Raw genomic sequence first — 12,406 nt, 5'->3', positions numbered from 1 at the left:
GCACGCTGTTGAGTTCTCAAGGAACGGACGCTTCCTTTGTACTCACCCTCAGCAACATCGGCTGGGGCTTTCCTCCGGGCTTTCGTTCTGTTCTTCGTTTCCGACTCTATCAGACTCTTTCGTGTCCGACTTCCTCGGCGCTTTCCAGGTTTTCGCTTTCGCGTTTTCCCTTTCCGGCGGTTCCGACTCTATCAGATCCTTTCGGGCCTGACCCCCAGTCAGCGGGGTTTGTCGTCCGGGCTGTTGGGCCCTTTCGACGAGTGAGACAGTAGCGGATTCCTTGCCTCCGAACCTAATCGGCGACTGCGTCCTGGAACGCGGATTCCTCATTCGCAAATACGCATGAAAACGAGACGACGGAGTGCGTCGTTCGTTCGAATGTGTTGTGCGGGATGGCTGTCCGGGGACCGACCGGGGTCGGCGCTCACTTCGGACAACTCGAAGAACCTTACGGACCCGGCACACCTGTGTCAACCCCCGGCTGACCTGCCGCGCGGGGTTCGCGAAACTCACCCCGTCCTCGTCCCCCTCCGTCTACTCTGGGCCCATGACTACGCATGCGCTCACGCTCAGCCTTCGCTGGTGGGCCGCCTGACGGCGGCCGACCTTCCACGCGAGCACGCATGCGCTCACGGCCGCCGCTACGGCGGCCGTTTTTGTTTCTCCCCTCCCGGGAGTGGCTCGGTCGCCCGGCGCGGTGACCCCACACCACTCACACACAGGGAGAGCAGGACATGACGAGGATCTTCAGCGGGATCAAGCCCACCGGACACCTGACGCTGGGGAACTACCTGGGGGCCGTGCGGCAGTGGGTCGCCGCCGACCAGGAGCCGGAGTCCGCGCTGTTCTGCGTCGTCGACCTGCACGCGCTGACCGTCGAGCACGAGCCGGCGCGCGTACGAAGGCTGAGCCGGCAGGCCGCCACACTGTTGCTGGCCGCCGGGCTGGATCCACAGCGCTGCACCCTCTTCGTACAGAGCCATGTCGACGAGCACACGCGGCTGGCGTACCTGCTGGAGTGCACCGCCACCGACGGGGAACTGCGGCGGATGATCCAGTACAAGGAGAAGGCGGCGAAGGCGCAGGGCTCCGGGGAGGGCGTACGGCTGTCGCTGCTCACCTATCCCGTGCTGATGGCCGCCGACATCCTGGCGTACGGCACGCAGGAGGTGCCGGTGGGGGAGGACCAGCGGCAGCACGTCGAGCTGACCCGCGATCTGGCCGTGCGGTTCAACCAGCGGTACGGGCACACCTTCACCGTGCCGAGGGCCACGCATCCGGCGGTGGCCGCGCGGGTCATGGACCTGCAGGACCCGACGTCGAAGATGGGGAAGTCCCACGAGAGCGGGGCGGGCATCGTCTATCTGCTCGACGAGCCCGGGGTCGTGCGCAAGAAGGTGATGCGGGCGGTCACCGACAGCGGGGACGGCGCGGTGGTCCACGACCGGGAGGGGCGGCCGGGTGTCGCCAATCTGCTGGACATCCTGGCGGCGTGCACCGGGGGCGATCCGGCCGTGCTCGCCGACGGGTACAGCGGCTACGGGGCGCTGAAGCGGGATGTCGCCGACGCGGTGGTCGAGCTGTTGCGGCCGGTGCAGGAGCGGCATGCGGAGCTGGCGGGCGATCCGGCCGAGGTGGAGAAGGTGCTGCGGGAGGGCGCCGGGCGGGCCCGGGAGCTGGCGCGGCCCGTGGTGGACCGGGCGTACCGGGCCATCGGGTTGCTGGAGCCGTGACGGGTGGGGGTCCCGCGTGCTGCGGGACCCCCACCGGTACGGGTTTTTCAGCTGTTGCCGGAGGCGAGCTCGCGGCTGCGGTCGCGGGCCGCTTCGAGGGCTGCGATGAGGGCGGCGCGCACACCGTGCTTCTCCAGCTCGACGATGGCGTTGATCGTCGTGCCGGCCGGGGAGGTGACGGCCTCGCGGAGCTTGACCGGGTGTTCGCCGCTGTCGCGGAGCATCACCGCGGCGCCGATGGCGGCCTGGACGATCAGGTCGTGGGCCTGGGCGCGGGGCAGGCCGAGGAGGATGCCGGCGTCGGTCATGGCCTCGACGAGGAAGTAGAAGTAGGCGGGGCCGGAGCCGGAGAGGGCGGTGGCCGCGTCCTGCTGGGACTCGGGGACGCGCAGGGTCTTGCCGACGCCGCCGAAGATCTCCTCGGTGTGGGCGAGGTGCTCGGCGGTGGCGTGGCTGCCGGCGGAGATGACGGACATGGCCTCGTCGACGAGGGCGGGGGTGTTCGTCATGACGCGGACGACGGGGGTGCCGGGGCTGAGCCGTTCCTCGAAGAAGGCGGTGGGGACACCGGCGGCGCCGCTGATGACGAGGCGGTCGGCGGGGACGTGCGGGGCGAGCTCGTCGAGGAGCTTCGCCATGTCCTGGGGCTTGACGGTGAGGATGAGGGTGTCGGCGCGCTTGGCGGCCTCGGCGTTGGAGACGGCCTCGACCCCGTAGCGGGTGCGGAGCTCCTCGGCGCGTTCGGTGCGGCGGGCGGTGACGAGGAGTTTCGAGGCGGGCCAGCCGCCGCGGATCATTCCGCTGAGCAGGGCCTCGCCGATCTTGCCGGTACCGAGGACTGCGACTGTCTGGGTCATGCCCGATTCACCTCGCCGAACAGTTGTTGCACGTGAGCTACGTCTACGTCCTCATCCTTGCACCCGGGCGGTGACGGGGGTGGGTCTGTCCGTAGTGCGGTCAGGCCCGTAGGAGTCAAGGCGTCCGGCGGCGGAGGGTGACCGCGCCGAGGGCGAGTACGAGCAGGGCGCAGGCGGCGACGATCACGGCGTCGCGGACGAAGTCGGCGGTCATGTCGGTGTGGGTGAGGACCTGGGTCATGCCGTCGACGGCGTAGGACATGGGCAGGACGTCGGAGATGCCTTCGAGGACCGGGTGCATGGTGTTGCGGGCGGCGAAGAGGCCGCAGAGGAGCAGCTGGGGGAAGATCACCGCCGGCATGAACTGGACGGCCTGGAACTCGGAGGCCGCGAAGGCGGAGACGAACAGGCCGAGTGCCGTGCCGAGGAGGGCGTCGAGGAGGGCCACGAGGAGCAGCAGCCAGGGGGATCCGACGACGTCGAGGCCGAGGACCCACAGGGCGAGGCCGGTGGCGAGGACGGACTGCAGGACGGCGACGGCGCCGAAGGCGAGGGCGTAGCCGGCGATGAGGTCGCCCTTGCCGAGCGGCATGGCGAGGAGCCGTTCCAGGGTTCCGGAGGTGCGTTCGCGCAGGGTGGCGATGGAGGTCACCAGGAACATGGTGATGAGGGGGAAGATCCCGAGGAGCGAGGCGCCGATGCCGTCGAAGGTCCTGGGGCTGCCGTCGAAGACGAAGCGCAGCAGGGTGAGCATCAGTACGGGGACCAGGAGCATCAGCGCGATGGAGCGCGGGTCGTGGCGGAGCTGGCGCAGGACGCGGGCTGCGGTGGCGGCGGTGCGGGCGGCGTTCATCGGCTCTGCTCCCTGAGGGCACTGGCGTTGGCGTTGGCTTCGTCGACGAGGCGCAGGAAGCCTTCCTCGACGGTGGTGGCGTGGGTACGGGTGCGCAGGGCGTCGGGGGTGTCCTGGGCGAGGATGCGGCCCTCGCGCATGAGGAGCAGGTCGTGGCAGCGCTCGGCCTCGTCCATGACGTGGGAGGAGACGAGGATCGTCGCGCCGCGGGTGGCGGTGATGTCGTGGAAGAGGTTCCACAGGTCGCGGCGCAGGACGGGGTCGAGGCCGACGGTGGGTTCGTCGAGGACCAGGAGCTCGGGGGTGCCGAGCAGGGCGACGGCGAGGGAGACGCGGCTGCGCTGGCCGCCGGAGAGGTTTCCGGCGAGGGCGCCGGCTCGGGTGGTGAGGTCGACGTCGGTGATGGCGCGGGCGACGGCGGCGGCGCGGCGGTCGGCGGCGGCCCGTCCGGGGTCGAGGACGGCGGCGAAGTAGTCGAGGTTCTGCCGGACGGTGAGGTCGTCGTAGACGCTGGGCGCCTGGGTGACGTAGCCGATGCGGGAGCGGAGCCGGGGGTGGCCGGCGGGGTGGCCGAGGACGTCGAGGGTTCCGGTGACGTGGGCCTGGGTGCCGACGATGGCGCGCATGAGGGTGGACTTTCCGCAGCCGGAGGGGCCGAGGAGGCCGGTGATGCGGCCGCGGGGCACGTCGAAGGCGATGGAGTCGAGGACGGTGCGCGGTGCGCGGCCGGTGCCGCGGCGGACGGTCAGGTCATGGGCGTGGACGGCGGCCGGGTCTTCCTCGGCCTGCTTATTCATCATGTGATGAATAATGCTCCTGGCGGTGCCCGGGCGTCAATGACCGGGATGGATACGGGCTGCCTCTGTGCGGCTGCTGCCGCGGCGCGGCGCTACTGCTCGCGGCTACTTCTTGCGCTTGGGGCGGCGGGCGGCCGGGTTGCCCGTACGGGTGCTGCGCCGGCGGGCGAATTCGGTCTGCGCGCGCTCGTACTCGGCGCGGTGGAGCTTCTCGCCCGGGGCCTCACCGAGGCAGCGCAGGAAGTACGCGATGAGCGAGCCGATGAAACCGATCGTCTTGAGGCCCTTGAGGGCGGCCTCGTCGGAGGACGGGGCGGGACGGCGGCTGAAGGAGGCCCAGGTCTTGGTGAAGGCGATGGAGCTGGCGATCGCGAAGAGGACGACGACCGAGATGCTGAGGAAGGGGCCGACGTTGCCGATCTCCAGGCCCTCGTAGGAGAGGCGGAGCAGCACGGCGGCGGAGATGGCGGTGGCCAGCGAGCCGATGGCGAGGCCGACGCGGCGCAGGGCGTAGCCGCCGTCGTGGTTCACCCACGTGGTGCCGAAGAACCGGATCGGCTCGGGCTGCGGGCCCACGGGCAGCGCGGCCCGGTCCGCCTGCGCGGCCGGCTCGGCGGGGGTCTGGTCTCGCTGGTCGTCGCTCACGTCAGCGATTATCCCCCGCCGGGCCGGTCGGGCCGGGTGCGTCTCACGTGCCAGACGGGTCCGCCGCGCGTCGTCCCCGTCGCTGCTCCCTTCCCCCCACGGGGCTCAGCAGCGGGTGGCCACGTAGCCGTCGGTGCCCGTCCTGACGTAGGCGTCGGAGACGAACTGTCCGTTGCCGATGCAGTCCCAGATGTCGGTCGTGCCGTACGGGCCGGACACCGTCGTGCCGGGGCCCTGGCAGCGGATCGCGACGTACGAGTCGTACGGCAGGACCTTGACGATGGAGTAGCTGGTGCCCGGACCGCTGCGGACGTTCACCCGGTAGCCGGGCGCGACCGGGAACGTCAGGAAACCGGACTCGGCGGCAAGGCTCTGGACCTGGCCGGACTCACTCTTTTCGGACATTCAAAAACTCCCCCCTGAGCGTTGCGCTTCGCAACTCGCGCAGGGTAGCAGGACCTTGGGGATCGGCAGGGGCCATCGACTAGGCTCCGACGGGGGTGGTCAGCGGTGCATTCGCTGCGCAGGGATCGGCCGGGGTTCCCGGAGTACGCCGGGCAGTACCGGCTGGAATCCGTCCTGGGTTCCGGCGGCATGGGGGTCGTCCACCTCGCCACCTCCGCGTCGGGTCTGAAACTCGCCGTCAAGATCGTGCATCCCGAGCACGCCGTGGATCCGGAGTTCCGGGCCCGGTTCCGGCAGGAGGTCGCCGCGGCGCGCAAGGTGAGCGGGGCGTTCACCGCCCCCGTCGTGGACGCCGACCCCGATGCCGAACGGCCGTGGATGGCCACGCTGTTCATCGACGCGCCCACGCTCTCCGAGCGGGTGCGCGAGCAGGTGCTGGAACCCGTCGAGCTGGCCCGGCTCGGCGCCGGACTGGCCGAGGCGCTGCGGGACATCCACCGGGCGGGCGTGGTGCACCGGGACCTGAAACCGAGCAACGTCCTGATGGCGCCCGACGGGGTGCGGGTCATCGACTTCGGGATCTCCCGGCCGACGGACAGCGATCTGCGGACCGAGACGGGGAAGCTGATCGGGACTCCGCCGTTCATGGCGCCCGAGCAGTTCCAGCGGCCGAGGGAGGTGGGGCCCGCGGCGGACGTGTTCGCGATGGGCGCCGTGCTCGTGCACGCGGCGACCGGGCGCGGGCCCTTCGACTCCGACAGCCCCTACCTGGTCGCGTACCAGGTCGTCCACCACGATCCCGACCTGACCGGGCTGCCGACGGCCCTGATGCCCGTCGTCGAGCACTGCCTCGCCAAGGACCCCGCCGAACGCCCCACCCCCGACGCGCTGATCAGTGAGCTGCGGGCGCTGGCCTATCCGACGTCGGAGGACACCCGGGCCTTCATCCCGCGCCCCCGCCGCCCGCAGCGGGTGGAGGAGAGCACCCACCGGCGGGACCGGATCATCGCGCCGCCCGCGCCCGCCCCGGCCCCACCGCGGCGGCGGGCACGGCTGTTCATGACGGTCGGGAGCGTGCTGCTGCTGACGGGCGGGGCGTTCGGCGCGTACGTCGGCTTCGGATCGGATGCCGACCCGTCGGAGCCGTCGGACCCGTCCGCCGTGCACGTCGTGGCCACGCAGCCGGGCACCGGGGCGAAGGCAGGAACGCCGTGGGCGGTGCCGGTGGGTGAACGCGGCCAGGGCAGTCCGTTTCCCGCCTGCTCCTGGTCCTCCGGGGCCCTGTACTGCTCGGGGGGCGGACTGGCGGCCGCCCGCCTCGACCCCGCCAACGGCTCGGTGCTCTGGTCCGTACGCGGGGCGGCACCCGCATCGCGGATGACCCCGAATCCGGTCCCGCTGCACGCCGCCGGTCTGGTCCTCGCCGTGGACGACGGAGGAAAGACGCTCCAGGCCCTGGATCCGGCGGCCGGCGCCCAGCGCTGGAAGCGGAGCCTGCAGCAGGGCGCACAGGTGGTGCCCGTGGGAGCGCAGCTGCTGGTCACGGGCCCGGACGGGAACGTCACCCTGCTGGACGCGGCCACCGGCGGGACCCGCTGGACGCACCGGATCGGCGGACCCGGCTCCGTCTGGTTCGCCGGCCCGGACCAGTCGGGCGGCCCCGCCCTGTACGTGTCCACACAGGCGGCGGACGGGAAGTCGACCCAGGTCGGCGCGGTCGACCCGGCGAACGGCACGGTGCGCTGGCAGGTCCGCGGCCAGGCGCTGCTCGAACCGGTGGGCGTGGCGGCCGGCGGGCTGTACCTGCTGGAGGGCGACTCGCGGTCCGCGTCGGGCGCGGTGACCAAGGCCGTCGTACGGGTGGACCTCGCGAGCCGTGCCGTACGCAGGACCGCGCTGGCCGCGCCGCTGCTCGACGCGCAGGCCGAGGTCGGCCCGGACGGGCGGGTGTACGCCTTCGGGACGTCGGGCGCCCTGGCCGCCGTCGGGCCGGAGCGGGAGGACTGGCGGCTGGAGACGGGCGTGGCCGTGGGATCGCGGCCGGTGCTCCACGACGGGCGGATCCACCTGACGGCCTCCGACGGGCGGACGCTTGCGGTCGACGGCGGCGGCCGGCTGCTGGGACAGACCAGGCCCCGGCTGGGCGGCGAGCAGGGCTACACCCCGGCCCTGCCCGCGCCGGTGGTCGGCGACGGGCGGCTGTTCGCCGGCGCGCCCGACGGGACGGTGTTCGCGGTGACCGCGGGCGCCCCCGCCACCTGGTGAAACGCGGGCGCCCCCGCACCGGGGGGTGCGGGGGCGCAGGTGTCGCGTCGCGGTGGGGGTCAGCCCAGGAGGGAGACGTCGCGGACCGCGCCCTTGTCGGCGCTGGTGGCCATCGCGGCGTAGGCGCGCAGGGCCGCGGAGACCTTGCGCTCGCGGTTCTTCGGGGCGTAGACGCCGCCGAGGGCCGCGTGGCGGGCCGCCAGGGTGGCTTCGTCGACGAGGACCTCGATGGACCGGTTCGGGATGTCGATGCGGATCCGGTCGCCGTCCTCGACGACCGCGATGGTGCCGCCCGAGGCCGCCTCCGGGGAGGCGTGGCCGATGGACAGGCCCGAGGTGCCGCCGGAGAAGCGGCCGTCCGTCACCAGCGCGCAGACCTTGCCGAGGCCGCGGCCCTTGAGGAAGGAGGTCGGGTAGAGCATCTCCTGCATGCCGGGGCCGCCGCGCGGGCCCTCGTAGCGGATGACGACGACGTCGCCCGCCTTGATCTCCTTGCGGAGGATCTTGTCGACGGCCTCGTCCTGCGACTCGCAGACGACCGCCGGACCCTCGAAGGTCCAGATCGACTCGTCGACACCGGCGGTCTTCACGACGCAGCCGTCCTCGGCGATGTTGCCGCGCAGTACGGCCAGTCCGCCGTCCTTGGAGTACGCGTGCTGCACCGAGCGGATGCAGCCGCCCTCGGCGTCCAGGTCGAGGGACTCCCAGCGCTTGGACTGCGAGAAGGCGGTGGCGGAGCGCTCGCAGCCGGGGCCCGCGTGCCACAGCTCCATGGCCGTGTCGGTGGCCGTGCCGGAGCGGGCGTCCCACTTCGCCAGCCAGTCCTCCAGGCCGTCCGAGTGGACGGTGGTGATGTCCTTGTTGAGGAGACCGCCGCGGTGCAGCTCGCCCAGGATGGCGGGGATGCCGCCGGCGCGGTGGATGTCCTCCATGTAGTACGTGCCGCCGGGCGCCACGTTCGGCGCGACCTTGGCCAGGCACGGGACCCGGCGCGAGACGGCGTCGATGTCGGTGAGGTCGTAGTCCAGACCCGCTTCCTGCGCCGCGGCCAGCAGGTGCAGGATCGTGTTCGTGGAGCCGCCCATCGCGATGTCGAGGGCCATGGCGTTCTCGAAGGCCTCGCGGGTGGCGATGTTGCGCGGCAGGACGGACTCGTCGCCGTCCTCGTAGTAGCGCTTGGTGATCTCCACGACCGTGCGGCCGGCGTCCTCGTACAGGGCGCGGCGGGCGGTGTGCGTGGCGAGGACCGAACCGTTGCCCGGGAGGGCCAGGCCGATGGCCTCGGCGAGGCAGTTCATCGAGTTGGCGGTGAACATGCCGCTGCAGGAGCCGCAGGTGGGACAGGCGTTCTCCTCGATGCGCAGCACGTCCTCGTCGGAGACGTTCTCGTTGGAGGCGTCGACCATGGCGTCGATCAGGTCCAGCTTGCGGACCGTGCCGTCGACGAGGGTCGCCTGGCCGGCCTCCATCGGGCCGCCCGAGACGAAGACGACCGGGATGTTGAGGCGCATGGCGGCCATCAGCATGCCCGGGGTGATCTTGTCGCAGTTGGAGATGCAGATCAGCGCGTCGGCGCAGTGCGCCTCGACCATGTACTCGACCGAGTCCGCGATCAGGTCGCGGGAGGGGAGGGAGTACAGCATGCCGCCGTGACCCATGGCGATGCCGTCGTCGACCGCAATGGTGTTGAACTCGCGGGGGATCGCACCGGCGGCACGGATGGCGTCCGAGACGATGCGGCCGACCGGGGCCAGGTGGGTGTGGCCGGGGACGAACTCGGTGAAGGAGTTGGCGACCGCGACGATCGGCTTGCCGATGTCCGCGCTCGCTACGCCCGAGGCGCGCATAAGCGCACGTGCGCCTGCCATGTTGCGGCCGTGGGTGACGGTGCGGGACCTCAGCTCGGGCATGCGGTTTCACTCCCCATGAGTGCGGCTGTACGGTCAGCCGCGACTGCGGATATGGCTCAGATACGAGGCTACGCCCACCGCCCGCGATCCGGACAGCACGTCCGGATGCCGGGACGGCAGGCTCATTCCTCGGTCAGGTACCGCTGCAGCGTGGGCGCCACGAGGGCCACGATCTTCTCCGGGTCGGCCGACGCCAGGGGCTCCACCTGGACCACGTAGCGCAGGATCGCGATGCCGACCATGTGGGAGGCGGCAAGCTCGGCACGGAAGGTCGGGTCGGGGACGTCGAGGTCGGCGGCGACGCGCTCCAGCAGCCGCCGCAGCACCAGCTGGCGCAGCACCTTCGCGGCGGCCTCGTGCGTGAGCGCCGAACGGATCACGGCGAGCAGCGGGACCCGGGTGACCGGGTTCTCCCAGACGCCCAGGAAATAGCGGGCCAGCCGCTCGCCGATGCCCTCCGGCCCCTCGCCGACGATCGCGGGGACCACCAGGGCGGGCTCGATGCTGACCTCGATGGCGGCGGCGAACAGGTCGTCCTTGGTGCCGAAGTAGTGGTGCACCAGCGCCGGGTCGACGCCGGCGACCCTCGCGATGCCCCGGACGGAGGTCTTGTCGTACCCGCGCTCCGCGAACACCTCGCGGGCGGCGCGCCGGATGCGCTCCTGGGTGCCGGGGCCGTCGTCGGCCTCGTCCTGCCGGGGGCGGCCGGGGCCGCGGCGGCGGGGCTTCGGTGCGTCGGGGGTGTCGGGGGTTTCGGGGGTTTCGGGGGTGCCTGCAGCGCCCGGTGCGTCGGTCATGGCCGGCGGGCCCCGTCTCGCTCGGCGGTGGCGAGGTGCAGGCGGGTGAAGGCCAGCGCCTCGGCGAGATCGGCCTCGCGCTCGGCGGAGGACATCGCCCGGCGGGTGTTCACCTCGATCACCACGTGTCCGTCGAACGAGGTCCGCGCGAGGCGTTCCAGCAGCTCGGCGCAGGGCTGCGTACCGCGTCCGGGGACCAGGTGCTCGTCCTTGGCCGAGCCGTTCCCGTCGGCGAGGTGGATGTGCGCGAGCCGGTCGCCCATCCGGTCGATCATCGCGGTGGCATCGGTACGGGCCGTCGCGGTGTGCGACAGGTCGACGGTGAAGTGCCGGTAGTCGTCCTTCGTCACGTCCCACTCGGGGGCGTACGCGAGCATCTCGCGGTCGCGGTAGCGCCACGGGTACATGTTCTCCACGGCGAACCGGACGTCGGTCTCGTCGGCCATCCGCCAGATGCCGGTGACGAAGTCCCGTGCGTACTGGCGCTGCCAGCGGAACGGCGGGTGCACGACGACGGTGCTCGCCCCGAGCCGCTCCGCCGCCGCCTGTGCGCGCTGCAGCTTGGTCCACGGGTCGGTGGACCAGACCCGCTGGGTGATCAGCAGACACGGCGCGTGCACGGCCAGGATCGGCACCCCGTGGTGGTCCGACAGCCGGCGCAGGGCGTCGATGTCCTGACTGACCGGGTCCGTCCAGACCATGACCTCGACGCCGTCGTACCCGAGGCGCGCGGCGATCTCGAAGGCGGTCGCCGTCGACTCCGGATAGACCGAGGCGGTGGAGAGGGCGACTTTCGCGGTCGGGACACGGACTGGTTCTGCCACGGGGACAGGGTACGGGCCCGGGCGCGGGGGCCGCCGTGACGGGGGACACGGGGGGTGGGGTGGGGGCGGGGGCTTCGGGGGGCGGGGCTTCGGTCGGGCGGTGGTCAGGGAGGCGTATGGGGGTTTCCCGTCAGTCCCATCGTCTCTCCGTGTCGGGCCGGCCCCTCAAGGGCGCTCCTCCTTCGTCGTCGCGTCGCTTCGCGATGTCGCTGCGCTCCACCCTTGACCGCCCGTCCCGCCCCGGACATACGAAGACTGCCGGGAAACCCCCAAAGGAACGGGCCGGTCCTTGCTTTCAGGGGCGGGGCGGTCGGAGATGGACGGCTTGGTCGGGGTGGGGCACGACCGGCAGACGGGGCGCATGGGAGAGGCCGGCCGGGTCGGGGGTAGCGCGTCCAATCGCTACGCGCTCCTCACGTCTCAGCGTCTCCAGGCCGTCTTGGGCTGGGCATAGGCCGCCCACGAGTCGCGGATGCTTGCCGCTGACGGCGACCGGAGGCCGACCGGGGCTTATCGGGACCGGTGGGAGGGACTGACGGCCGGTACTTCACCTATTCCGTAGTGAATCCGGGTCAGGGCGAGGACGACTCCACGAACTGGCGCCCAAAAGGACGCAATTAGGGCAAACGGTTGGCCTTTTGGATTGTTCACCTTCGCTGACCCGGCTCCACTACCGAATAGCCGTCGTCAGACGTCTCGTCGAGGGCTGTCGCTCCGGACGCAACCAACACTGTCAGGGTCGGCGTCGCATAGACCATGGGACGCGAATGGCTCTTCTCTCTCATCCCCCTGACGATCGGCGTCCTCTTCCTCGCCTTCGGCGTCTTCGGCCTGCGCCACGCCCGTCTGCTTCGCCGCCGCGGTGTCAATGCCGAGGCTCGGATCGTCCGTCACAAAGTCTCGCGGAGCGATGAAGGCACCACCTTTTACAACCCGGTCGCCGCTTGGACGGACCGGGAGGGGCGTGCCTGCGAACACTCCTCCAGGTTCGGCCGTGGATCGGTCGGAAGCGCCTTCCGCGTGGGGGCGTACGTGACGGTTCGGTACGACCCGGAGAACCCGGAGCGGTTCGAGATCCAGGGTTGGGACATGAAGTGGATGGATCTGTTCGCCACCGTGCTGGGGTCGATCTTCACTGCAGGCACCCTGACGGTATTGCTCGTGCGGGTACTCACCCTCTGACCGCGTGACATCCCTGCCCACCAAGACCGTGGGCGGCCTATGTCCAGCCCAAGACGGCCTGGAGACGCTGAGACGTGAGGAGCGCGTAGCGATTGGATGCGCTTCCCCCGACCCGGCCGGCCTCTCCCATGGGCCCCG

The 12,406-nt window shown here is 71.4% G+C and carries 11 protein-coding genes; 3 read left to right on the top strand and 8 right to left on the bottom strand.

The annotated features are described in order from the left end of the window. Positions 1 to 734: 734 nt before the first annotated feature. Positions 735 to 1,733 (top strand): tryptophan--tRNA ligase, encoded by a 999-nt coding sequence (gene trpS / locus ACWGE1_RS36035; RefSeq protein ID WP_453424683.1) that lies wholly within the window; start codon positions 735 to 737, stop codon positions 1,731 to 1,733. A gap of 47 nt (positions 1,734 to 1,780) precedes the next feature. On the opposite strand, the gene proC is transcribed toward trpS, so the two are convergent. From proC to ACWGE1_RS36010, 5 genes are all read right to left on the bottom strand, one after another. Next, on the bottom strand, positions 1,781 to 2,590 hold the full coding sequence (proC, locus tag ACWGE1_RS36030; protein ID WP_453424682.1) for a pyrroline-5-carboxylate reductase: 810 nt from the start codon (positions 2,588 to 2,590) through the stop codon (positions 1,781 to 1,783). Between the two features lie 115 nt (positions 2,591 to 2,705). Then, positions 2,706 to 3,443 (bottom strand): ABC transporter permease, encoded by a 738-nt coding sequence (locus tag ACWGE1_RS36025; protein ID WP_453424681.1) that lies wholly within the window; start codon positions 3,441 to 3,443, stop codon positions 2,706 to 2,708. Further along, on the bottom strand, positions 3,440 to 4,243 hold the full coding sequence (locus tag ACWGE1_RS36020) for an ABC transporter ATP-binding protein (RefSeq protein WP_453424680.1): 804 nt from the start codon (positions 4,241 to 4,243) through the stop codon (positions 3,440 to 3,442). Before ACWGE1_RS36020 ends, ACWGE1_RS36025 begins: the two co-directional genes overlap by 4 nt. A 102-nt stretch (positions 4,244 to 4,345) precedes the next feature. Beyond that, a complete protein-coding gene (locus ACWGE1_RS36015) occupies positions 4,346 to 4,885 on the bottom strand; it encodes a hypothetical protein (RefSeq protein WP_453424679.1) in 540 nt (179 codons plus the stop codon). A gap of 105 nt (positions 4,886 to 4,990) precedes the next feature. Beyond that, positions 4,991 to 5,290 (bottom strand): peptidase, encoded by a 300-nt coding sequence (locus tag ACWGE1_RS36010; RefSeq protein ID WP_453424678.1) that lies wholly within the window; start codon positions 5,288 to 5,290, stop codon positions 4,991 to 4,993. Between the two features lie 105 nt (positions 5,291 to 5,395). Here ACWGE1_RS36010 and ACWGE1_RS36005 point away from each other — a divergent pair, with 105 nt between their 5' ends. Further along, entirely contained in the window at positions 5,396 to 7,555 is a 2,160-nt protein-coding gene (locus tag ACWGE1_RS36005) for a serine/threonine-protein kinase (RefSeq protein WP_453424677.1), read from the top strand. 59 nt (positions 7,556 to 7,614) lie between these two features. On the opposite strand, the gene ilvD is transcribed toward ACWGE1_RS36005, so the two are convergent. The 3 genes from ilvD to ACWGE1_RS35990 all read right to left on the bottom strand — a co-directional run bounded on the left by ilvD (position 7,615) and on the right by ACWGE1_RS35990 (position 11,086). After that, positions 7,615 to 9,465, bottom strand: a complete 1,851-nt coding sequence (gene ilvD, locus ACWGE1_RS36000) for a dihydroxy-acid dehydratase (RefSeq protein ID WP_453424676.1) — start codon at positions 9,463 to 9,465, stop codon at positions 7,615 to 7,617. Positions 9,466 to 9,587: 122 nt separating this feature from the next. Then, positions 9,588 to 10,262 carry a TetR/AcrR family transcriptional regulator gene (locus ACWGE1_RS35995; RefSeq protein WP_453424675.1) on the bottom strand — a complete coding sequence of 225 codons (675 nt, stop codon included), beginning with the start codon at positions 10,260 to 10,262 and terminating at the stop codon, positions 9,588 to 9,590. Next, a complete protein-coding gene (locus tag ACWGE1_RS35990; RefSeq protein ID WP_453424674.1) occupies positions 10,259 to 11,086 on the bottom strand; it encodes a sugar phosphate isomerase/epimerase family protein in 828 nt (275 codons plus the stop codon). Before ACWGE1_RS35990 ends, ACWGE1_RS35995 begins: the two co-directional genes overlap by 4 nt. 756 nt (positions 11,087 to 11,842) lie before the next feature. Here ACWGE1_RS35990 and ACWGE1_RS35985 point away from each other — a divergent pair. Next, positions 11,843 to 12,268 (top strand): DUF3592 domain-containing protein, encoded by a 426-nt coding sequence (locus ACWGE1_RS35985; RefSeq protein WP_453424673.1) that lies wholly within the window; start codon positions 11,843 to 11,845, stop codon positions 12,266 to 12,268. The last annotated feature ends 138 nt before the right edge of the window (positions 12,269 to 12,406 follow it).

It is taken from the genome of Streptomyces sp. NPDC054932, assembly GCF_053610205.1.
The sequence above is the reverse complement of the archived record's forward strand: the minus strand, read 5'-3'. Positions and strand labels throughout refer to the sequence as shown.